The sequence below is a fragment of the Faecalicatena contorta genome (assembly GCF_022835095.1).
In the GTDB taxonomy this organism is placed as follows: Bacteria; Bacillota; Clostridia; order Lachnospirales; family Lachnospiraceae; genus Faecalicatena; species Faecalicatena contorta.
The window spans coordinates 4,818,090-4,841,035 of the sequence record NZ_BQNQ01000001.1 but is presented as its reverse complement, the minus strand read 5'-3'; the positions used below and the strand labels follow the sequence as shown (position 1 = coordinate 4,841,035).

General features: G+C 43.8%; 26 protein-coding genes. 23 read left to right on the top strand and 3 right to left on the bottom strand.

The features are described 5' to 3' along the window. Positions 1-32 precede the first annotated feature (32 nt). Complete coding sequence (locus MWG26_RS21660) at positions 33-530, bottom strand: QueT transporter family protein (protein ID WP_025653708.1); 498 nt, start codon at positions 528-530, stop codon at positions 33-35. A gap of 317 nt (positions 531-847) precedes the next feature. On the opposite strand from MWG26_RS21660, the gene MWG26_RS21655 reads away from it, so the two are divergent. The 8 genes from MWG26_RS21655 (at position 848) to MWG26_RS21620 (ending at position 7,154) form a co-directional block, all read left to right on the top strand. Continuing rightward, positions 848-3,034, top strand: coding sequence for a phage/plasmid primase, P4 family (locus tag MWG26_RS21655; RefSeq protein ID WP_081732962.1), 2,187 nt, complete (start codon positions 848-850; stop codon positions 3,032-3,034). Continuing rightward, a complete protein-coding gene (locus tag MWG26_RS21650; RefSeq protein ID WP_155857907.1) occupies positions 3,028-3,177 on the top strand; it encodes a hypothetical protein in 150 nt (49 codons plus the stop codon). Before MWG26_RS21655 ends, MWG26_RS21650 begins: the two co-directional genes overlap by 7 nt. A 168-nt stretch (positions 3,178-3,345) precedes the next feature. Further along, complete coding sequence (locus MWG26_RS21645) at positions 3,346-3,555, top strand: hypothetical protein (protein WP_025653707.1); 210 nt, start codon at positions 3,346-3,348, stop codon at positions 3,553-3,555. Between the two features lie 25 nt (positions 3,556-3,580). Further along, complete coding sequence (locus MWG26_RS21640; RefSeq protein WP_147324088.1) at positions 3,581-3,865, top strand: hypothetical protein; 285 nt, start codon at positions 3,581-3,583, stop codon at positions 3,863-3,865. Between the two features lie 399 nt (positions 3,866-4,264). Beyond that, positions 4,265-5,149 (top strand): sigma-70 family RNA polymerase sigma factor, encoded by an 885-nt coding sequence (locus tag MWG26_RS21635; RefSeq protein ID WP_025653704.1) that lies wholly within the window; start codon positions 4,265-4,267, stop codon positions 5,147-5,149. 429 nt (positions 5,150-5,578) lie between these two features. Beyond that, a complete protein-coding gene (locus tag MWG26_RS21630) occupies positions 5,579-6,229 on the top strand; it encodes a hypothetical protein (protein ID WP_025653703.1) in 651 nt (216 codons plus the stop codon). Between the two features lie 149 nt (positions 6,230-6,378). Then, on the top strand, positions 6,379-6,864 hold the full coding sequence (locus MWG26_RS21625) for a helix-turn-helix domain-containing protein (protein ID WP_025653702.1): 486 nt from the start codon (positions 6,379-6,381) through the stop codon (positions 6,862-6,864). A gap of 194 nt (positions 6,865-7,058) precedes the next feature. Continuing rightward, the gene (locus tag MWG26_RS21620; RefSeq protein WP_117440564.1) at positions 7,059-7,154 is read left to right on the top strand and encodes a putative holin-like toxin; all 96 of its coding nucleotides are present in this window, start codon (positions 7,059-7,061) and stop codon (positions 7,152-7,154) included. Between the two features lie 325 nt (positions 7,155-7,479). On the opposite strand, the gene MWG26_RS21615 is transcribed toward MWG26_RS21620, so the two are convergent. Next, entirely contained in the window at positions 7,480-8,025 is a 546-nt protein-coding gene (locus MWG26_RS21615) for a Uma2 family endonuclease (protein ID WP_025653701.1), read from the bottom strand. A gap of 100 nt (positions 8,026-8,125) precedes the next feature. Next, entirely contained in the window at positions 8,126-8,314 is a 189-nt protein-coding gene (locus MWG26_RS21610) for a hypothetical protein (protein WP_025653700.1), read from the bottom strand. A 437-nt stretch (positions 8,315-8,751) separates the two neighbouring features. On the opposite strand from MWG26_RS21610, the gene MWG26_RS21605 reads away from it, so the two are divergent. The 15 genes from MWG26_RS21605 (at position 8,752) to MWG26_RS21535 (ending at position 22,879) form a co-directional block, all read left to right on the top strand. After that, positions 8,752-9,027: a hypothetical protein gene (locus MWG26_RS21605; RefSeq protein ID WP_025653699.1), complete on the top strand. Its 276-nt coding sequence runs from the start codon at positions 8,752-8,754 to the stop codon at positions 9,025-9,027. 115 nt (positions 9,028-9,142) lie between these two features. Further along, positions 9,143-9,610, top strand: coding sequence for a hypothetical protein (locus MWG26_RS21600; RefSeq protein WP_147324089.1), 468 nt, complete (start codon positions 9,143-9,145; stop codon positions 9,608-9,610). 136 nt (positions 9,611-9,746) lie between these two features. Beyond that, positions 9,747-10,004, top strand: coding sequence for a hypothetical protein (locus MWG26_RS21595; protein WP_244062777.1), 258 nt, complete (start codon positions 9,747-9,749; stop codon positions 10,002-10,004). A 23-nt stretch (positions 10,005-10,027) separates the two neighbouring features. Continuing rightward, positions 10,028-10,423: a hypothetical protein gene (locus tag MWG26_RS21590; protein ID WP_025653696.1), complete on the top strand. Its 396-nt coding sequence runs from the start codon at positions 10,028-10,030 to the stop codon at positions 10,421-10,423. A gap of 51 nt (positions 10,424-10,474) precedes the next feature. Continuing rightward, positions 10,475-10,750: a hypothetical protein gene (locus MWG26_RS21585; RefSeq protein ID WP_244062776.1), complete on the top strand. Its 276-nt coding sequence runs from the start codon at positions 10,475-10,477 to the stop codon at positions 10,748-10,750. Positions 10,751-10,919: 169 nt separating this feature from the next. After that, complete coding sequence (locus tag MWG26_RS21580) at positions 10,920-11,165, top strand: hypothetical protein (protein WP_025653694.1); 246 nt, start codon at positions 10,920-10,922, stop codon at positions 11,163-11,165. 11 nt (positions 11,166-11,176) lie between these two features. After that, a complete protein-coding gene (locus MWG26_RS21575) occupies positions 11,177-12,295 on the top strand; it encodes a tyrosine-type recombinase/integrase (RefSeq protein ID WP_025653693.1) in 1,119 nt (372 codons plus the stop codon). 515 nt (positions 12,296-12,810) lie between these two features. Next, positions 12,811-13,788: a Gfo/Idh/MocA family protein gene (locus tag MWG26_RS21570; protein ID WP_044925919.1), complete on the top strand. Its 978-nt coding sequence runs from the start codon at positions 12,811-12,813 to the stop codon at positions 13,786-13,788. A gap of 53 nt (positions 13,789-13,841) precedes the next feature. Next, positions 13,842-15,233, top strand: coding sequence for an asparagine--tRNA ligase (asnS, locus tag MWG26_RS21565; RefSeq protein ID WP_025653691.1), 1,392 nt, complete (start codon positions 13,842-13,844; stop codon positions 15,231-15,233). 176 nt (positions 15,234-15,409) lie between these two features. Further along, positions 15,410-16,462, top strand: a complete 1,053-nt coding sequence (locus MWG26_RS21560) for a metallophosphoesterase family protein (protein ID WP_025653690.1) — start codon at positions 15,410-15,412, stop codon at positions 16,460-16,462. Between the two features lie 20 nt (positions 16,463-16,482). Further along, a complete protein-coding gene (locus tag MWG26_RS21555; RefSeq protein WP_025653689.1) occupies positions 16,483-18,132 on the top strand; it encodes an ATP-binding protein in 1,650 nt (549 codons plus the stop codon). A 54-nt stretch (positions 18,133-18,186) separates the two neighbouring features. Beyond that, positions 18,187-19,521 (top strand): CCA tRNA nucleotidyltransferase, encoded by a 1,335-nt coding sequence (locus MWG26_RS21550; protein ID WP_025653688.1) that lies wholly within the window; start codon positions 18,187-18,189, stop codon positions 19,519-19,521. 63 nt (positions 19,522-19,584) lie between these two features. Then, positions 19,585-20,595 (top strand): CotS family spore coat protein, encoded by a 1,011-nt coding sequence (locus MWG26_RS21545; protein ID WP_025653687.1) that lies wholly within the window; start codon positions 19,585-19,587, stop codon positions 20,593-20,595. Between the two features lie 48 nt (positions 20,596-20,643). Continuing rightward, on the top strand, positions 20,644-22,374 hold the full coding sequence (locus MWG26_RS21540) for a phospho-sugar mutase (RefSeq protein WP_025653686.1): 1,731 nt from the start codon (positions 20,644-20,646) through the stop codon (positions 22,372-22,374). 229 nt (positions 22,375-22,603) lie between these two features. Continuing rightward, on the top strand, positions 22,604-22,879 hold the full coding sequence (locus tag MWG26_RS21535) for an HU family DNA-binding protein (RefSeq protein ID WP_009004621.1): 276 nt from the start codon (positions 22,604-22,606) through the stop codon (positions 22,877-22,879). Positions 22,880-22,946 lie beyond the last annotated feature (67 nt).

The window sequence follows — 22,946 nt, the reverse complement described above, 5'->3', positions numbered from 1 at the left end:
CCTTTCCAGATTTAAAAATAGCACGCTTTATATTACGCTGTTCTGAAAATTGTGTGCCGGTACTTGTTGAGTGCGGTATATACGATCATTCCAAGGACTCCGCATGATATGACTTCTCCGATGCCTACGGTCAGCATCATAAAAGGAATTGGGAGCGGTACTTGGTATCCGTAGCGCAGGACAAACGGTACGATCAGTACATTAGCAAGAATCGGAGGCAGTGGGGCAAGAAATCTGCTTTTGCGGCGCAGCTGCCATGTAAAGACGGCGCCAATCAAAGTGGCAAGACTGCCAAAAATAATGTCCGGCAGAATACAGCCTCCAAAGATGTTGCTGATCAGGCATCCGATAAACAGCCCCGGGATGGCAGCAGGGGTAAACACTGGAAGAATCGTCAGTGCTTCGGAAATACGAACCTGCACCTCACCATAACTGAACGGCGCAAACACAATGGTCAGCACCACATAGATCGCAGCGATCATCGCTGCCTGTGCTGTGAACAGCACTTTTTTGCTCTGTAAATCTTTCATTATTAAATTCTCCTTTAGTTTTGTTTTACGAGTGGAAGGTCTCGAACACTCGGTTTGAATCGCCCTTTAGACCTTATTTTTAGAGGCTGGGAACGAATAGTAGTATAGCATGGGGGAAAGCTGAAATCAAGAAAAGTACAAAAAAAGTACAAAATTGGAATATGCAGCAGGAAAATTATAAAATGCTATATTGTTTGCTCAGTCCTTTTCGAATAAGTCCCAAAACAAAATTTCTGGCTCATTATCAACATATTTCGGGCATTAAAGCAGCCGGAGGGGCAGCAGGCACTGGAAAATTTAGTGGAGGACACCGATTTATGACATTACAGGAATTATTGACACATTTTGCTATAAGCAGAAAGATTAGCAATACCTCCTACCAATGTAAATGTCCGGTACATTACGATAACCAAGCCAGCCTGACTATATCTGAAATTGATGGGAAGCTGCTGCTCCATTGTCATGCGGGATGTGAGACCAAAGACATCCTGGCAGAGGTTGGGCTGTCATTTGAGGATATTGGCGGATATAAGCCGCCAAAGTGGAAAGAACGGTTTGAGTATGGCCAGGGAAAACACATAGAAGCCGTATATGATTACAAAGATGCGAATGGTACCTATTTATATTCGAAAGTACGCTTTGAAGGAAAAGACATCCGGTTTGTGACAGTAGACAGGGGTAATGATACGTATAGGTGCTGTAAAAAGAAAGAATGTACTACATTGTACCGTCTGTCAGAACTGTTAAGGGCAGTGAAAGGCGGCTATCCGGTCTATATTGTAGAAGGTGAGAAGGATGCTGACACTTTAAGGAAACTAGGTTATACAGCCACCACAGCAGGCGGTGCGAATGATTGGAAAAAAGAATACGCTTCTTATTTTACAGGAGCGAAAGTGGTTATTCTTCCTGATAATGACGAAGTGGGACTAAAGCTGAAAGACCAAATTATTAGAGATTTAAAGCATTTTGCTCATTCTATCCGGTGGACGCTCACTTCTCAGGAAGATAAAGGGGATGTAACTGATTATATCCACCAAGAAGGGCATTCGAAAGAAAACCTTCAGAAGCTGGTATCCGATGCAGAGAATATTGGGGCACCCTGGTTGTATCATGATGGTAAAGGGGAGAATTCTAAACTAAAAATTAACGGTGACATATTGGCCGATAGCATCAGCAGGGGACTTCATTATCTGATTGTCAGGAGACCGGAAGAGGACAAGGACGATTTTTTCGTATATGAACATGGTGTATACAACAAGTGCAACCGAAATAAAGTGAAGTCCATTATTCGTCGCTATGTCCCTATTGGGCTTGCCAGTGACAATATGATTAACAATGTGTATAACCTGCTATTATGCAAAGAAGAAAATATATGCACCTTCCGTGACCTGGATACAAACGAGGACTACATCAATATGAGGAACGGGCTGTATAACATAAGGAGCAGAGCATTGAAGCCGCATACACCAAAACTGTATAGTACGATTCAGTTGGATTGCGAGTATCACCCAGAGGATGTGCACAGACCAGTATTTGACCGGTATATGAATGATTTGTGTAGTGACAATGAAGGAATTATTGACGAGGAGAAAAAAGCTGTGCTGCAAGAATATATAGGTCTGATTCTTTCGAATGTGAAAGTATATAGGGCTAAGCTGTGTTTGGTCTTATGGTCTCTTTTGGGGAATTCGGGGAAGACTCAGCTTCTTAATCTGACAAGCCATATATTGGGAGAAGATAAGATTGCGAACATCCCCTTACAGCACATGAATGAAGGGTCAAAGTTTTTATTAGGCGGTATAGTTGGTAAACGTGTCATCAGCATTGGTGACCAGACTGGCAGCGAAATAAAGGACAGCGCTGTATTTAAGCAGTTAACAGGCGGTGATCCGGTAAAAATAGAGCCAAAGAATAAACAGCCTTATTATTATACGTTTCCTGGTGGGATTACGATTGCCTGCAATAATTTACCCAGTTTTCAAGATGATAAAGGTGGGCATATATTTGAACGGATGTGTATTGTGCCTTGCCTAAACACGATAGAGCAGGATCGCAGGGATGGGGCAATATTAGACAAGATGCTTATGGAACGTAATGCGATATTCAACTGGTTCTTGGAGGGGCTACACCGGCTGATCAGCAACAATTATAAGGTTACAAAGTGCCAGGCCTGCGAAGATGCAGTAAAAGAGTATCGCGAAAAGTTAGATACGGTATACCGCTATCTGTCAGAGTGCTATATCATCACAGGGAATAAAACGGATATGATTTCTAAGCCTGACTTCGAGAGCGCATACATTACATGGTGCCAGTTCAATAACTTTACAAATGTAAATAAGCAGAACATAAAAGACAGGATGGAAGCGAACGGCTGCCCGGTTGGAAAAGCAAATGTAGATGGTAGGCGCGGAATAATGGTGTATCGTAATCTTAAACAGAAAAATGACGGATTCCAACGCATTACAGAAGACGATTGTATACAGCAGGAGATTCCATTTTGGTAAAAGCGGAGGTTTTTCAGGAAAAGCGGAGGGAAAGCGGAGGTTTTTTAGGCCAAAGCGGAGGGCCAAACCCTCTAAAATCAATGGAAGCAGAGAAGCGGAGATTATTCTTTATGACATTTAAAGATATTTTTATAGTGTTTTGAATGACTATATAGGTTTTTAAACTGTTTAAAGAACTGAAAAAACCTCCGCTTTTCCGTTTAATGCTTCAACCTTATATAAATAAAGCCTTTTTGGCTGTAACGCTCCCTCCGCTAACTCTCCGCCGGAACCTCCGCAGTAACTAGAAGGTTTCAAATAGGAGAAGAAAAATGAGAATTGAGATTAATAATGGAGTATATACAAGAGATGATGAAGTTATGGAACTGTTAAACGATTCGGAAGATGAATATCTGGCAGCATTGGCACAAAAATTGATGGTTAGACAGGAACGACAAAATATTAAAACTACCCGAGAAAAAGAGCGTGAACGACAGAAACGTATAGTGAGTAACCGTCTTCTGGATGGTGATACTTTTTGATTGTAGAGAAGAAAGGATAATGATAATGAATAAATATTGGTACGTTGTACAAAACGAAACGAATAAGACCAAAAAGGAATACCTGATAGGTTTCTGTTATGGAAATCCGGAATGTGATGAATCTACCATTCTGGAAAGTATGCAGAGCTATTGTAAATCTAAAGCGTACAGGCTGGCATTACTGGTACAGGCCTTTCCTATGTTGCCTATTGTTAATCAGATCTATCCATTCTGCCCCACAGAAGAGTCGCAGGAATGTATGGAGCATGTGTTGCAGGAGATCAGCGATAATATGCAGAATGCCCTATAGGCACTCCAATACCTATAGAGCAAGTTAAAACCTTACCAAACCTTACTTTTATTTTATTGTAAGGGAGTGGGCCGTATATGTCAAATGAACACCGGGTGAACCCCGGCAATTTTCAAAACGAACAACGGAGGAACAACGGGGAATTTCAAAATAAGCAAAGAGGAAGCAGTGAGAACTTTCCAGTTGAACCACAGGTGAACAACACAAAATTACAGATTGAACCGCGGGGGAACAGCGAGAAATTTCATGATGAAGCTCGAGCGAACCATGAGGAATTTTCTGAAATGGCAGGGAGGGGCGGTCTGAAAAGTTCCGATAAAATTCATCAGACCGCATGTCCCCCCGATCCTCACACAAAATTCCGAATATGAACAAAAAAATGGTACATCTGCGGAGACGATGGAAGCTCCCCTTTTTCGTTCTAATGAGCAGATTGTTGCGTTGATCCGGGCCGGTATGGATGAAGCTGACAATATGCTACAGCTATGGCAGCAGAACCATCGTTTCGTGAAAATGATGGCTGTGAAGTTTACGTGCCATGCTGAATTAGATGATCTTATGCAGGAGGGATATATTGCTTTGTGTGAAGCTGTCCGACACTATGACCCGGAGAAGGGAGTTGCATTTATCACTTATGCTGCGTTCTGGATCAGACAAGGTATGCAACGATATATTGAGAATTGTGGCAATGTAGTGCGTATACCTACACATGCCCGGGAATGGATGCACAAATATAAGAAGATGGAGACAGAATACCGGAAATATTACGGCACCGATCCTTCGGATCAAGTATTGTGTGCGCTCCTGGGGATCAGCCAAGAGAAATTAAAGTCCATCAAGGAAAGTATAGGAATGGGGCAGATTCGCAGCCTGAATGAACCTTTAGGAGATGAAGAAGGCGAACTGACTGTAGAGGACTTTGTTGGATCAGGTGAGGAGCTGGAAGGGGATATAATCGGCCGGCTGGACTACCAAGGCATGAAGAAACAGCTCTGGGAAGCGGTGGACAGCTTGCCAGGGATTCAATCGGATGTAATACGCTGCCGGTTCCTGGATAGCAAAACTCTACAGGAAATAGGAGAGAAGTATAATCTTTCACGGGAGGTAGCACGGAGTTATCAGGACAAAGCTATGCGGGAATTAAGAAAGCCCAGCAGGAGCCGGAAGTTCAGAGGGTACTATGAAGAATATATTGCGGCTGCATCAATTCATCATATAGGGCTTGAATCTTTCCGGCGTACATGGACAAGTGAGGTTGAGAGGGATGCCATTGGAATATGGTGACGTTCCGAACGTTCGGAAACCGACGAATGCGAACGGTATTTATTTGTTGGGATCTGGCAGCAGGCTACATTGTGCTGAATCCCCCCTAAAATAAAATGCAGGAAAGCCTATAGTAGACCGGTTGTGGGGATTCAGATAATGTACGGGCCGCATATATGGGGGTGTGGTATTGAAGACGTAGAAAAGCCCCCCCCCACCCTTCCAGCAACAGTTTAAATGCTATAGGAACCGGTGTGGGTAACTGTTTCCAATAGTGCAGTTTCCAGAAAATATTTTTTCCAGCCCAATCTAAGAACAAACACTAATACTATTAAAGTTGTTGCAATAGTAAATCAGGGATGGAATCAAGACATTCGAGATCCCTTAAAAGGAACGCTGCAATGTTGTATACTTAGTATTTCGTATATTTACAAAACAGAGGAGAAGGCAATGAGAAGCTATATTGATGTAAAGGATTGCATAAAGCTGGGTGCGAGGAGTATGCCTGCTGCCATAGCAAAGATAAACGGAAAAGAGTACAACATACAGTTCACGAAGCAGAAGACAGGATATGGAGAAAAGCTGTTTCTCGTTTGCCCGAAGTGTGGCAGCAGGCGTACAAAGCTGTATCTGTATGGAGATGGGCTTCTGTGCCGGGAATGCTATCCGCTGCCAGTTTATGACAGAATTAAGAATGTATCTATTGGCAGCTATAACTATATTTCCTACAGGATGCTCGGGCTTGCAAGGCGTGAACGAATTCCGATTAAGTTCCCGTTCCATTATCTTGAGTATGAGAAACCAAAATATAAGCAATTTGATAAATGGCACATGACAATTACAAAGCTACAGGCATTGGAGAACATGAGGAACCAGGCTATATTTTTCGGTAAGAAGTATTCACGGGCTACTATTAACAGTATCTTTGAAGAGCGGAACCTATATCTGTATGTTTGTGATCTGTACGATCTGGATTTGTATTTCTATGATTGGGATGTTGGCTTCTTGAAATATCCGGGAAACGAGCCAGAGGTCAAGCCAACCGGTGTAATGAGTCAGGCAGGTAAATACCAGAGAGCGGTGTTAGGGCGGTATCGTTAAGCGGGATAGAGGTAATTCGGACATGGTTACGTTCATGTGGAAATAAATCACTTTTAGGTGAGGTTTTGGCAAGGTATGTGGAAGGGATCATCGTTATCACATAATAAGAGCTGATATGGTATGGCTATGTCTGCATAAAGGAGGAAAACATGAGATTAAATGTGAATAGATATAAAGAACTATTGGAAAGTAAGAATTTGGATGAACTGGACATTGAGAGGAAAACAGGACTTTCGATGAGCACAATTAACTGGATCTTTGAAAATAAGTATCTGGAGATAAGCACGCTGGAGAGGCTGGCTGATGTTGTAAAGTGTGGTACAAAAGAAATCGCTCTGCCAGACTATAATAACAACGAGAATGTCATTGAATGGCAGAGAGACAGCAAGACCGCTACAGTGAGTATTACACAGGGCAGAACCATTACAAGGGTGATGAGACTGGCAGAGAGCCGGCCGGAGGAATGCAGGATTATTGCAGAGAATAAAGATGGCAGCATTTGTGCCAGGGTGCCGACAGCATGGATAAGAATAAATCCAGGAATGAACCTGAATGAGGAGCAGAGGGAAAATCGGGCTGATCGGATGCGCTACAATATTTTGAACAACGACTATAGTCGTGGCGAAATAGGATAGAATCAATCTAAATGCCTTTAGGGTATAAATATAAGGCTAAAGATTAAAATGGCTTTTTGATAAGAATTACATAAAGAGTACATTGATAATTTAAATATTGATGGAATATAGAAGATTATGCTATACTGCCAGTAGAACAACCGTGTACAGGGTGGTAGCCTCCCGGACTTCACAGAAGAGGGGAGGTGGTGCTGATGGATATATCAGATGCAATATCATTGATGTTGACATTCGGGATTTTCCTGATTGCGCTGCTTACCTACATAGATAGGAACAATAAGCGAAAATAAAAATGCCTACCCTGTCTGACCCACAGGATAGGCGGTTGCCGTAAGGCGATTACTTAACTTTAGAGGTTACCACTCTCGTGGCGGTTGTTCTCTTTGTGTCTTTAATATAGCATATCTGGCAAAAGGAATCAAGTATCTGCCATTATTCCATCTTTAAAAACATCCTTCATTTTCTGAGTCCTTAAAAAGATTCTGGCTATTTTGGCTATCCTAAAAAGAGTATAGTGACAAATGTGACACCCTAAAAAGGTTATTCGGACATTTCGGACACCCTAAAAGGGGAAACAATACCGCCCTCAATCCTGATGGATGGGGGCGGCAGTGGCTAAATGTTCAGTTGTCCGAAGTCAATTGTCAGGTCTTCATAGATGCCAGCTTTAACGGAATCAGAGAATGTATAGTCCCCTGTATCCTCAGATTCAAAATTATAAACCAAAATACGGTTCTTCTCAGGATCGACTATCCAGTATTCCCGTACCCCGGCAGTGCGGTATTTAAATAATTTGGTGTAGTAGTCCATGCGCCTGCTGCCCGGTGAGACAATTTCAATAATCCAGTCCGGTGCGCCTGCGCAGCCTTTATCATTGAGCTTGTTTGGATCGCATATAACGCTTATATCAGGCTCGACATAGGTCTTATCATCCTGATTGAGGAATACAGCAAATGGCGCGATATAGGGCTTGCATGTACCGCCTTTAGATTTGATATGGTTATGAATATTGGCAAATATTTCACCTATAATTTCCTGATGCCTTCTGTTTGGCGGGGCCATGTAATAGATCTGACCATCTATCAGTTCAGCGCGTTCCCCATCAGGCAGAGAATAAATAAAATCAGTAGTGTATTCTTTCTTCTGGTTTGGTAATGGCATTTTAACACATCCTTCCATGAAATAGTATTGACGGAGTGGCAGTGGTTATTCAGAGATTTCCGAGGCCCTAAAAAGGAATCTGGTTTTCCCATTTAGAGCTTTATTCAGCATCACGCTCCATTCGCTGGTCAATTGCCTTTTTGATGTAACCATTGACGGATTCTCCTGTTTTGGATGCAGCGGTAGCTATTTCCTCATATTTTTCTTTTTGGACATCCAAGGGGATGCGCTTTAATTTTGACTTTTTGTAGTCATATAAATATTCTTTTCGTTCTTCGGACAAAGCCATATTACACCTACTTTCTCCCTATATGGGGCGATTTTTAATGGAAGATCCATTCCACCTTACGATTAAAGTATAACACAAAAACAATGATGTGTACACTACAAAAATAAACAAAATTACGTACACAACTTTGTGCTATATGTCAATTGATTGTAGTGTACACAACTAGTATAATAAGATCATAAGATAAAGGTAAGGCAAACGAACAGCCCGAAAAGCTGTGAAGCTGAAAACCATATACCTGTGAGTGAACGACAGCGGGATCAATAGTCAGGAAGATGAGTCAGCCGGAAGCCAAACCGAATATCAACAATTAATAAAAGCAATTGGGGAAGCCGAAAGCCCCCACAAACTTTGAGCCATATACTTGTGAACGGTCTGGAGACGCAGTAATAGTCAAGAAGATGCTCAAGGGATTGCACAGGAAAGGAGATTTTAAAATGACAGAGAGAATGATTGTCAACCGCGTAAGAAAGCTGAAAGAGCTGGAAGCGCAGCAGAAGAAGATTGAGGAGCAGATTGAGGCACTGAAAGCGGAGATCAAAGCAGACATGCAGAGGAAGGATCTGGAGGAGCAGAAGGCCGGGGATTATATGGTAAGGTTCACAACGGTTATCTCAAACAGATTTGATGGTAAAGCTTTCAAAGCGGATCATGCAAAGCTGTATGACCAGTACATGAGGACAACGGAGAGCAGAAGATTCTCCATCGCATAAAAAATAGCCCTTGCCAGTGGTGCGAACACTGACAGGGGCGGCATAGCCGGAGCTACACTATAAAGCAAATATATAGTAGCATAATCCCGGAGGGAAGGGCAAGAATAAATTGGATTTGGTTAATTTAGAAGAACTTATAAAATATCATCCATACCATATCTGTACTTTTGCAAAGTTTGCAGATGTGACGCAGGATTTGTTAGAAGCAACATTTAAGGGAGAGGAGGAGCTTGAACCGGTAGAAGTTAGGAATATTTCGGAATATGTACAAGTTCCGTATCGGGTCTTGACCTGTAAAAAGATGATTATGTTAAGCAAGGATAGGTACCGCCACCGTATTATGTTTGAAGAGCTCTACGAAAAGCTATTTGAAATATGGGAAGCAGCGGAAAATGGGAGCAAAGAAGCCGCCAGCTATAAGCGATATAATTATAAGCATTTGGTAACACTCGTGGCAGACTTTCAATATCGGGGAGCAGTTACTTATTGTCGTTATTTGGGAGTCAAAGAAATGATGGAACAGTACCTGTTGTTTATACGATGCGAAATGCGAAAACCAAGAGGAATGGAGATTCCGACATGAGTAACGAAGAATATAGGCGGAAAAGACGATATAAAGCCAAAGGGGCAAACGATGTTGTTGCTGATCGAGATGAAAGAAGGTGCTGAGTATGCAAAATGAAGGATATAGGCAATGCATAGTACAAATGCTTTATCTAATGGATAAGGAAGAAGATAACGAGGTTCTGGAAGAGATATATACCATTGCACGCCACCATTTTATTAAAATGGCTCCTGATAGAAGGAAACAAATTGATAGATGTAGAGGTATGGTATTCAGGATCATAGCCGGAATGGATCGAGAGCGCGTCAGGCAATTATATAACTTATTAGTTGGACATTACAGATTTTCGGGGGAGCGGTGCGGTGACATCGGCCCCCTGGGAAGCAGCAGCCAAAAATTAAAATATGATTGATAAGTTAGTGGGAGGATTAATCTATGGTTGAATATATAAAACTTAAACCCGGTGATGAGCTGTGGAAAGCTGAAATCCTTAATGAACAAACATTTTTAGAAATGCTAACCGATGAGCAGTTTACTAAAATCGAAGATGGGAGGTGCATGGAATTAAAGGGAGTCTGTTACATGCAGAGACAGCCATTATACGGAATATCCCCTCAAATAGACTATGAAAAAAGAACTCCCTATATAGAATTGATTGAAAACTTTGATGCAAATTATCTCATGCAGGAAAGGGGATGCGAGGCCGTTTTCAACAGCATTGATTATGCTGCTCAGGTTGTTGACATATATAAGATGATGGGGCGGTATAACTCGGACATAGAAATTGTTAAAAGATTAGTGGATAGGAGGGATGGGTGTAAATTAGAATAGCAATTTTTTACAAGGGGGAGTACGTAGAGTCCAATACATTAGGGAAAGAAGGTGAATTCTATGAAAGCCGATATATTGGAACAAATGTACCGGTACTATGTACAAATGCCGCGCTATAAGGAATTGCGTAAGATATATGACTATGACATTCCCAAGGCCCGGCGTGATGATTTAAAAAACAGCATGGGTGCAGAAAATTATTCTAAAGCCCAGGAGATAGCCTTATCCATATCTGATCAGGCCGAACGGGTGGGATTCATACTTGGCTTCCAGATTGGATCAAAGCTCATGTGCGAGTCCATAGGAGAATGGGAGGTGGGCGAATGACCGGAAAAGCAAAAACCCCAAAGGTGCGGCAACACCGATGGGGCAAAAAATAAGCATAACCCAATACACACAGTACGGGCTATATTGATTATATACCGTCATATAGCCCATTTGCAAGACAAGATTCACCTGCTGCCGTGCGGCGGGAAAAAGAAAAGGAGACGGTTATATGTCAAGAATTGGAAATATATACACAGAATCATACAGCAAATCATCGGCTGCCATATCAGCGGATGGCGGATTGTCTGAAATGATCCGGGAAGAAATCGTGGACAGGATCGAGGAGCCTGCCGGTATGACAAAGGAATCTGTAGCAGATTTAATTTATGCCGGGAGCAGTTATGGACAGAAAGCAGGATTTGAGAGCGGTTTTAACTATGCAATAGCCCTGATATTTGAAAGCCTAATGAGTTAGGCGGTGGTTATATGGCAGTCGATAAAAGAGGCAGGAAATTACCAAAAGGAATACAGCAAAGGTATACTGACTATGAGGGGCGTTTCATGTACAAGGGAGAAAGATATCTGGTACATGGTGCGACAATTACGGAAACACAAAAGAAAATGACTGACTTAAAGTACAAACTGCAGCACGGCCTGTTTGTAGAAAGTAGCAAAACCACCCTGGATGAATGGTTTGAAACCTGGCTGAATGTTTATAAGAAGAATAAACTCAAAAAAGGAACTATTTCGACATATAAGAAACAATATAGTTACATGGTGAAGGGCAAAATAGGCAAAAAGTATATTACCGATATCAGAGGTGAGCACATACAAACTCTTTACAATGATCTGGTTGAAGAGGAGTACGCTGTTTCCAGTATCAAAATAGTAGCGGCTATTCTAAGTGGATGTTTTAAGCAGGCCTTTAAAAATGGACTTATTGAGCGCAATCCTGTAAAGTTGGCAGAAGTACCAAGTGATAAGGAAGAGCATATCATGAAAGCAATGACCAAGGAAGAACAACACATGTTTATGGAATATGCAAAAGACAGCTATCTTTTCAATTTCTATTCCATGTTACTTAGAACTGGATTGCGGAACGGTGAGCTGCGGGGGCTTAAATTTTCTGATATTGACAAGAAAAAGAGAGTGATTCATATTCGCAGAACATTAAAATATGAGGAGGGGGAAGGATATTATGAGGATACACCAAAAACCAAGTCTTCCCGGAGGGACATTCCATTAACCCGGGATGTTGAAAAACTATTGGATGCACAAAAGTACTACTGGGGAGAGAAGATCGTAAATATAAGGAGGTATGTATTTTGCACAGAAGAGGGGAAGCCGTTAAGCCGGGATCGGGTGCAGTATGAAATTGACCGCATAATAAAGCAGATCAACCAAAGCGGAAATGAGTTTGAGCGTATAACACCTCACGTATTTCGGCACACATTTGCAACAAGGGCCATTGAGTCAGGCATGAAGCCGCAGACGCTTAAGGCGATCATGGGACATAGCTCATTGTCTATGACAATGGATTTGTACAGCCATGTAATGCCGGACACGAAAGCGACAGAAATGGAATTGATAGCAGTAGCATTTTAACGGGGCAGGCCAGCGGGTCTGCCTTTTTGTTAACATTTAGAATAGTACAAAAAAAGTACAAAATTGCATGGTTAATGATAAACAGCGATAAAAAAACAACCCCGCACAAACCAGAGTTTTTGCGGGGGAATAAACAACTATAAACCTATATAAATAGGTAGCTTCATAAGTTTTGTTTTACGAGTGGAAGGTCTCGAACACTCGCGCCTTAGCGTACAAAAAGGCTGCCTGTGGCAGGCTTTTTGTTGTAGCCACAGCCCTTTAGACCTTATTTTTACAGGGCTTTGGAACGGCTCTTAGTATACCACATGGCATGGAGAAAATCAAGAAATACCCAGAACGAAAGCCTGCTTGCACAATTTTGTACAACAGTGATTGATAATGCCGCATATATTTGCTACAATTTCATTGGTAATACATGTAAAAGAAAGAATTGAATAGATTGTGCTTATGCATGAAGCAGCAGGATCACTAAGCAGTAAAGGCTAAAGGCAGGATAATTAGGAGGCGGCATTATGAAATTAGGAATAGTAGGAAGCAATTTTATCAGCGACTGGCTGATTGAGGCAGCCGGGCAGGTACCGGAGGCAGAGATTTGTGCGGTATACTCCAGGAAGCAGGAGACAGGGGATGCATTTGCAGACAGACACAGCATACCCAATGTATATACAAATTACGATGAATTTCTGGAATCGGAGATTGACGCTGTGTACATTGCTACACCAACATATGCACATTGCGGGCAGGCCATTGAGGCGATGAAGCACAAAAAGCACGTACTGTGCGAAAAGATTCTGGCTGTTAATGAGAGAGAAGCAGCGTCAATGTTTGCCTGTGCAGAGGAAAACGGAGTCGTCCTCCTGGAGGCGATGCGCCCGGATTTTGACCCGGCTTATAACCTGATCAGGGAACATCTTCCGAAAATTGGAAAGCTGCGCAGGGTGACGGCAGAATACTGCCAGTACTCTTCACGTTATGATAAGTTCAGGCAGGGAGAGGTTCTGAATGCCTTTAACCCGGAGCTGTCAAACGCGGCGATTATGGATATTGGGGTATACTGTATTCACACACTGGTCAGAATGCTGGGAATGCCGAAAGAAATAAAAGCGTTCTCAACTAAATTAGAAAATGGCTTTGAGGGGAGCGGTATTGTCCTTATGCAGTACGATGACATGATGGCTGAGGCTGTTTATTCAAAGATTACCGATTCTGTGAATCCTGGTATATTCCAGGGAGAAGAGGGAAGTATTCTTATATATGGCATTGCGATGCCGCAGTCTATGGAAATCGTGTATAGAGACGGGAAAAGGGAAGCGATTCCCTATACACCAGCTCCAAACAATATGGTATATGAAGTCAGGGAATTTGTAAGGCTTGCGCAGGAAAACTGCAGCGGGCATCCTTATCGAAAGTATTCACTGGATACACTGCGTGTTACGGATGAAGCCAGAAGACAGAACGGGATTGTATTTCATGCGGATTCAGTGTTATAATAGTACCAGTGTGTAATAAAAGGAAAAATTTGATGGAATAAGGAGTATTTGGTATGGATTTAGTTACAATTCGGGAATTATTTAAAAACAAAGAGGAATATCTGGACAAGAAAGTGACAGTTGGGGGATGGATTCGCAGTATTCGTGATTCAAAGACGTTTGGCTTTATCGTGGTCAATGACGGTTCCTATTTTGAACCGCTGCAGATTGTGTACCATGACAGTATGGAGAATTTTGATGAAATCTCAAAGCAGAATGTAGGCGCAGCCATTATTGTTACTGGAACTTTAGTAGCTACACCACAGGCTAAGCAGCCGTTTGAGATTCAGGCAGATGAGGTGGAGATTGAGGGAACCTCAGCACCTGACTATCCGTTGCAGAAGAAACGTCATAGTTTCGAATATCTCAGAACGATTTCTCATCTTCGTCCAAGGACAAATACATTCCAGGCGGTGTTCAGAGTGCGCTCTATGATTGCATATGCTATTCACCAGTTTTTCCAGGACAGAGGCTTTGTCTATGTGCATACGCCTCTTATTACGGGAAGTGACTGCGAGGGAGCGGGCGAAATGTTTAGAGTGACTACTCTGGATATGGACAATGTGCCGAAGAATCCGGACGGAACGGTAGACTACAGCCAGGATTTCTTTGGGAAAGAGACAAACCTGACTGTAAGCGGTCAGCTGAACGGGGAGACATTTGCCCAGGCGTTCAGGAGCATTTACACTTTCGGACCTACTTTCCGGGCAGAGAACTCCAATACTACACGACATGCAGCTGAGTTCTGGATGATCGAGCCGGAGATTGCATTTGCAGACCTGGATGATAACATGGATCTGGCCGAGTCAATGTTGAAATATGTGATTTCTTATGTGCTGGAGAATGCGCCGGAGGAGATGAACTTCTTCAATTCTTTTGTAGACAAGGGGCTGCTGGACAGGCTGAAAAACGTCGTAAACTCGGATTTTGCGAGAGTAACATATACAGAGGCGGTAGAACTTCTCGAGAAAAATAATGATAAGTTTGAATATAAAGTAAAATGGGGCACAGACCTGCAGACAGAACATGAGCGTTATCTGACAGAAGTGGTGTACAAGCGTCCGGTCTTTGTAACGGACTATCCGAAAGAGATCAAGGCATTTTACATGAAGCTCAATGAGGACGGAAAAACGGTGGCTGCAGTGGACTGTCTGGTACCGGGAATCGGCGAGATCATCGGAGGCAGCCAGAGGGAAGACGATTATAACAAACTGATTCAGAGAATGAAGGAGATGAATCTCGAGGAAGAGGATTACAAGTTCTATCTGGATCTGAGAAAATATGGTTCCACCAGACATGCGGGATTTGGCCTCGGATTTGAAAGATGTGTCATGTATCTTACCGGAATGTCCAATATCCGCGATGTTGTACCGTTCCCGAGAACTGTAAATAACTGCGAACTGTAGATTTTATTTCCACAAGGGCTGTGGGCCATAGATCCTATAGCCTGCCGGGATGCCAATATTAGATATTTATTACCCAGCCGCCTGCGGCGGGGGAGATGGATTGAGGACGTAACAGACCGGACATTGTTACGTCCTCAAGTTACTTTTTAACAGTGTATTATTATATGGAGGTACCTATGAAATTTATCCACATTGCCGATACTCACCTGGGAGCGCAGCCCGATGCAGGGAATGCTTACAGTGCGGGACGCGCCCGGGAACTATGGGATACTTTTTTGCAGGTGGTTACACGATGTGAGGAAGAGCAGACAGATGTACTGCTTATAGCCGGGGATCTGTTCCATAGGCAGCCGCTTCTGCGGGATCTGAAGGAAGTAAACTATCTGTTCTCCACATTATCACATACAAAGGTAGTTCTGATTGCAGGAAATCACGATTTTATGAAAAAGGGCTCTTATTACCGGACTTTCCAGTGGAATGAAAATGTGTATCCACTGCTGGGGGACAGGATGGGATATGTGAAGCTGCCTGACCTGGATCTGGCGGTGTACGGGTTCAGTTATCACGCCAGGGAGATCCGGGAAGAGCGCTGTAATGTGAAGGCCGGGGGACATGCGCGATATGAGATCCTCCTGGCTCATGGCGGTGACGAGAAGCATGTTCCACTCAAAAAAGAGGACCTGGAGGCCTCCGGATTTGATTATATCGCGCTGGGGCATATCCATAAGCCTCAGGCTCTGATAAAGAACTTTGCGGTATTCGCGGGAGCTCTTGAACCAGTGGATAAGAATGATACGGGGCAGCATGGTTTTGTGCGCGGTGAGATAACAGAACAGGGAGTCCATGTGGAGTTTGTTCCGTGTGCAGTAAGGGAATACATCCATCTGGCGCTGCGTGTGAATGAGCGGATGACGAATGGGAGTGTGAAAGACTATATCCGGGAGACTGTGGAAAAAAGAGGTACGCAGAATCTTTATAAATTTATTCTCCGGGGCCTGAGGGATCCGGATGTAGAGTTTGAAACACAATACATGGATTTTTACGGAAATATTATAGAGATTGAGGATGAGACTTGTCCTGCATATGATTATCAGACGCTTTATGAGGAAAACAGGGATAATGTGCTGGGAAAATATATAGAAGAATTTTTAGGATGTGAAGAAGGCAGTGTGGAATATCAGGCGCTACAGGCAGGTGTGCAGGCACTTCTGGAGAATAGTTTGTCCTGATCCGGAGAGAGTTGAAGAGTATGGTAATTAGAGAGTTGTATTTGGAGAATTTTGGGAAGTTTTCACATAAGCATTTTTACATAGAAGAAGGAATCCATGTTTTTTACGGAGAAAATGAATATGGCAAATCTACGGTCTATGCATTTATAAAGGCAATGCTTTTCGGGATGGAGAGAGGACGCGGGCGTGCAGCTCAAAATGATGGGTTCAGCAGATACGAGCCATGGGTTAACCCCAATTACTATGCCGGATCTATGCGGTTTTCCATAGCGGGAAAAAACTTCTTTCTGGAACGGAAGTTTGACAGATATACAAAGAGTGCACGCCTTGTCTGTGAAGATGATGGGGAAGAACTATCTGTGGATGACGGAGATCTGGACATGCTTTTGGGTAAAATGACGGCGGAATCTTTTGAGAATACTGTGGCCATGGGACAGCTTAGTGCAAAACCAGGACAGGGTCTGGCAGAGGAATTGAAAAATTATGCGGCAAATTATTATGAGACAGGAAGCAGTAACGTAAACCTGGGAAGCGCCCTGGAAACTCTTCGCCAGCGCAGAAAAGCCGCAGAACAGCAAATCAGGTCACTTCGGGAAATGCGGGAAACAAAAAAGGATACAATACGGCAGGAATGCCAGTATGTATCTGAGGATGCCGGGAAACTGCAAAGAGAACTGGAAGAAAATCAAAAGATATTGAAAAGTTTACTGGATGAAAACGCTGAAGATTCCGGGAGTGTAGCGCATCTACGCGGAGAGCACCCCCTATCTGATTCACTAGAAACGATTCCGTTTACGGGAGATGAAGCAGAGAATTACGAGGCAGGCCAATATAAAAACTTGATAGCAGTGGGGGGATTAGGAACAGCCGCCGGGGTATTGGGACGGCTTTGGAGCGTGTTTGCCGGCAGGGGAGAAGTATTTGCCGGGGGCGGGGCGATCTCCGTTCTGTCATGGGTTTTTTTAGGTGCAGGACTGCTGCTTCTCTGTACCGGTGCTGTAAAGTATGGAAAGTACAGGGTGCAGAGCAGCAGGAGGCGAAATGCCGGGCAAAGAGTGAACTCCCGTCAGGAGAATACGGAATACGATTACGAAAAGAAACGCCAGATCGAAGAGAATAGGCAGAAACTGGAGTGGGAAAATCAGAGAATCAAAGCACAATGGAAAGAGAAGCAGGTAAGATTCCAGAATTTACAGGAGCTGCTGGCCGAGCTGGAAATGCCTGATAAAAGAATTAAAAACCTGCAGAACTGGGACGCTGCACTGCGGCTTGCCGAGGAAAAGATGATCGAAGCATCCCGTAATATGACGCAGGGGTTTGGGAACATTTTAAATCAAAAAGCATCGCAGATATTAGAACAAATAACCGGCGGAAGGTATAAAAAACTTCTTGCAGATGAAAACCTGAATCTGACCTTATTTGAAGGCGGGCGGCGGATCCCTGTGGAGAGGGTATCGCGTGGAACCATAGAACAGGTATACTTCGCACTTCGTATGGCTGCCGTGGACATGCTCTATGAAGAGCCGCTGCCTGTGATTTTTGACGACGCATTTGCATGTTATGACGAAAAAAGATTAAAATCTACTTTAAAATGGTTGAGCGAACAGCAAAGACAAGCTATAATATTTACTTGTCAAAAGCGTGAACAAGAAATTATAAAACAATTCTGAAAATGGAGTGCAAAAGGGTCAGACCCCTTTTACCCATCTGAAAGGAAGATATAGATGAAGATAGAGTTGCCGAGAAAAGTGATTATGATTATCAATAATCTGCAGCTGCATGGCTATGAGGCTTTTGCGGTAGGCGGATGTGTTCGTGATTCTATTCTCTGCCGCAAACCGGAGGACTGGGATATTACGACTTCTGCCAGGCCGGAGGAGATTAAACGGCTTTTTAGAAGGACGGTTGATACGGGGATTGAACATGGTACTGTGACAGTGATGATTGGCAGGGAAGGGTTCGAAGTGACAACATACCGGGTTGACGGACTTTATGAGGACAGCAGGCATCCGAAAGATGTGACTTTTACGGCCAGCCTGGAGGAGGATCTGCGGCGGAGGGATTTTACGATTAATGCGATGGCTTATAATGACGAGGTGCGCCTTGTCGATGTGTTTGGGGGGATGCGGGATCTGAACCACCACTTGATCCGGTGCGTGGGCGACCCGATGGAGAGGTTTTCGGAAGATGCGCTTCGGATTCTGAGGGCGGTCAGATTTTCCGCCCAGCTGGCTTTCCCGATTGAGAAGAATACCGCGCAGGCGGTGCGCGAGCTGGCGCCTACCCTTAAAAATATCAGTGCAGAGCGGATACAGGTGGAATTGGTGAAACTGCTCATGTCAGATCATCCGGATCTGATTCAGGATGCATATGAGCTGGGGATTACGAAGGTCATTCTGCCGGAATGGGATGCTATGGTCGGCGTGGAACAGAGAACACGCCACCATAAGTATGACGTGGCGGGACACACCCTCCATGCCCTGAAAAATGTTAAGAAGGATAAAATTCTTCGTCTGACCATGCTGTTCCATGATATGGGAAAACCTTCCATGAAGACAACTGATGAAAAGGGTGTGGATCATTTCAAGGGGCACGCGATTGTCAGTGAGGAGATCGCGCGCAGCGTGCTGCGGCGGCTCAAGTTCGATAATGACACCGTGAAAAAGGTGACCAGGCTTGTCTGCTATCATGATTACCGGATCGAAGCCACTCCGCCCAATGTCCGCCGGGCGATGAATCGGATCGGGGTAGAACTCTTTCCTTATTATCTGGCGGTGCGCATGGCAGACGTGAAGGCACAGAGCCCATACAAGCGCCGTGCCAAGATTGAAAATATTGTGGCTATGCGGGAAATATACCAGGAAACGCTTATCAATGATCACTGTGTGACTCTCAGGCAGCTTGCGGTCAGTGGAAGAGATCTGATGGATCTCGGCATGCAGCCAGGAAAACAGATGGGAGATATGTTGAATGAGCTGTTGGAGCTGGTATTGGACAAACCGGAGATGAACGAGAAAGAAAAATTATGTAATTACGTCAAAGAAAAACAAGGCATATAGCATACTCGGGCTGTCCCTTTCATACATTAGAAAGAGTCAGAATCGTAGAATCAGGGGGCAGCCATGAGAGAGTATGAATTAGAAGTCTTGGAACAATATGATATAGAAGTGAAAGGCACCCGCAAAATAAGGGGTGCGTTTTTTTGCGACACGAAAGAGGGCACTATGCTGTTGAAAGAAGCGGACGTTTCAGACAGGCGTGCCCCTTTGCTTTATGCCGTTCTGAGCAGCCTGGAAAAGGCGGGATATCCCAATGTGGATATCCCGGTCTATAATAAAGAAGGCCAGCTGGTCAGCGTATCCCGGGATGGTTCCAGGTACATGCTGAAAAAATGGTTTTCCGGCAGGGAATGTGATGTTAAAAAAGAATTCGAGATCCTGCAGGCATCCAGGAACCTGGCAGATCTGCATTGCAGGATGCAGTGGCAGGAATTGTGTGATCCGGAAAAAGAAGCAGTGATACGGCCGCCAACGGGCCGGCATCTGCAGGAAGAGTTTGTGCGCCATAACAGGGAACTGAAAAAAGTGCGCGCATTTATACGTAATAAAGTTTCAAAAGGCTCATTTGAGTTTCTATTTCTGGAATATTTTGATCGGATGTACTCGCAGGCTGAGCAGGTGGTCAAAAGACTGAAAAATTCCGGATACGACAGCTTGTACCAGGAAAGCATAGAACATCACAGGCTTGTGCATGGAGATTACAACTATCATAACGTCCTGCTGACCTCAAACGGGCTGGCAACGACAAATTTTGAGCATTTCAGGATTGATGTGCAGGCGCAGGATCTCTATTATTTTCTGCGGAAAGTCATGGAAAAACATCAGTGGCAGGAAGCCCTTGGCCAGTCTATGCTGGATGCCTATCAAAGTATCAGGGAGCTGGACCCAAGAGAGTTAGAATATATCGCCCTGTGCCTTGCCTACCCGGAGAAATTCTGGAAGACTGCGAACACATATTACCATTCTAATAAAGCTTGGATTCCGGAAAAAAATGTGGAAAAATTACAGACAGCTATCACCCAGACGGAAGAAAAACTGCGGTTTTTAGAAAATATATTTACTTTCATTTTATAGGCGCCTGTTGTATAATAAGGACATACTATTAAGGCAGGAGGTACCAGTATGGATTACAAAGAGAGATACAATGAGTGGTTGTCAAACCCATATTTTGATGCAGATACGAAGGCGGAACTGGCGAGTATCAGGGAAGATGAAAATGAGATAAAGGAACGTTTTTACACAGATCTTGAATTTGGTACGGCTGGCCTGCGCGGTATTATCGGCGCAGGTACTAACCGTATGAATATTTATACAGTAAGAAAAGCCACACAGGGGCTGGCGAATTATATTATAAAGAGCGGAAATGCCGCAAAGGGTGTGGCGGTTGCCTATGATTCCCGACGGATGTCACCGGAGTTCGCGAATGAGGCAGCACTCTGCCTGGCGGCCAATGGGATTAAGTCCTATGTATTTGAATCCCTGCGCCCAACTCCGGAGCTGTCTTTTGCAGTGAGGAAACTGGGATGCATAGCGGGAATCAATATTACAGCAAGCCATAATCCTCCGGAATACAACGGATACAAAGTATACTGGGAAGACGGCGCACAGATTACGCCGCCTCATGACAAGGGAATCATGGATGAGGTAAAGGCTGTAGAAGACTATACTACCATGAAGACGATGACACTGGACGAGGCAAAGGCTGCAGGACTTTACGAAGTGATCGGTGCAGAAATCGATGATGCATATATTGCAGAGTTGAAAAAGCAGGTATTGCACCAGGATGCCATCGATGCTGTCGGCAAAGAACTCAAGATTGTGTACAGTCCGCTGCACGGAACCGGAAACATACCGGCGCGCCGTATTCTAAAGGAGCTTGGATTCGAGAATGTTTACGTAGTAAAAGAACAGGAACTGCCGGACGGCGAATTCCCTACCGTATCATACCCGAACCCGGAAGCTGCGGAGGCATTTGACCTGGGGCTGAAACTGGCCAAAGAAATCGATGCTGATATTGTGCTTGCAACAGATCCGGATGCGGACAGGCTTGGCGTCCGTGTGAAGGACAAGAATGGGGAATATCATACTCTGACAGGGAATATGTCAGGCTGTCTGCTCGCGGATTATGAGATCGGGCAGCGCAGAGAATTAAAGGGACTTCCGGATGATGGATATCTGATTAAGACGATTGTTACCTCCAATATGGCAGACGCTATTGCTAACTATTACAACGCAGGCCTGATAGAAGTCCTGACTGGCTTTAAATTCATTGGACAGCAGATTCTCGGGTTTGAGACAAGTGGTAAGGGAGAGTATTTATTCGGATTTGAAGAAAGTTATGGCTGCCTGATTGGTACCTATGCAAGGGATAAGGACGCAATTGTGGCTACAATGGCTCTCTGCGAAGCAGCAGCATATTACAAAACAAAAGGAATGAATCTGTGGGATGCGATGATCGCGATGTATGACCGTTACGGATATTACAAAGATGATATCCAGTCCATCACGCTTAAGGGGATCGAAGGCCTGGCAAAGATCCAGGAGATCCTGGAGACGCTCCGCAGGAATCCTCCGACAGAGATTGCAGGCTATAAAGTCCTCAAGGCCAGAGATTATAAGGCAGATACCATCAAGGATATGGCGACTGGGGAAGTCACAGCAACCGGTCTGCCAAACTCCAACGTGTTGTATTATGATCTGACAGACGATGCATGGCTGTGTGTAAGGCCATCCGGAACAGAGCCGAAGGTGAAGTTCTATTACGGTGTAAAGGGGACATCTCTTGAAGATGCAGATGCTGTTTCAGAAAAAATGGGTAAAGAAGTCCTTGCAATGATTGACAAGATGATGTAACATATCGTGTCAGGGATAATTTTCCAATCGGAAACCGAGCCTTGGAAATGTTAAAAAAGCCTAAAAAAGTGCCCAAAAACGCGGGAATGCCGGAAAAATCCTTGACAAAAATATGGGAAACAGTTATAACAGTACTTAAGGGTTGATCATGTGAACGCCAGTACATGAGCGCCTTTATTAAACTGTTAGAATATTATATTCTAGTACAATAAAGAGGAGGAATTTATCCATGAACAAAACAGAATTAGTAGCAGCTATTGCAGAAAAGGCAGAAATCTCCAAGAAGGACTCTGAAAAAGCACTGAAGGCATTCATCGATGTGGTATCCGATCAGTTAAAAAAAGGCGATAAAGTACAGTTAGTTGGTTTTGGTACATTTGAAGTAAGCGAAAGAGCAGCAAGAGAAGGAAGAAATCCTCAGACTGGCAAGACTATGAAGATTGCAGCTTGTAAAGCACCTAAGTTCAAAGCTGGCAAGGCTTTAAAGGATGAAGTTAACGCTTAATTGTAATGGATCAATAAGAGATAAACATACAGAGAGCACTTATGATGTACGCATTGTAAGTGCTTTC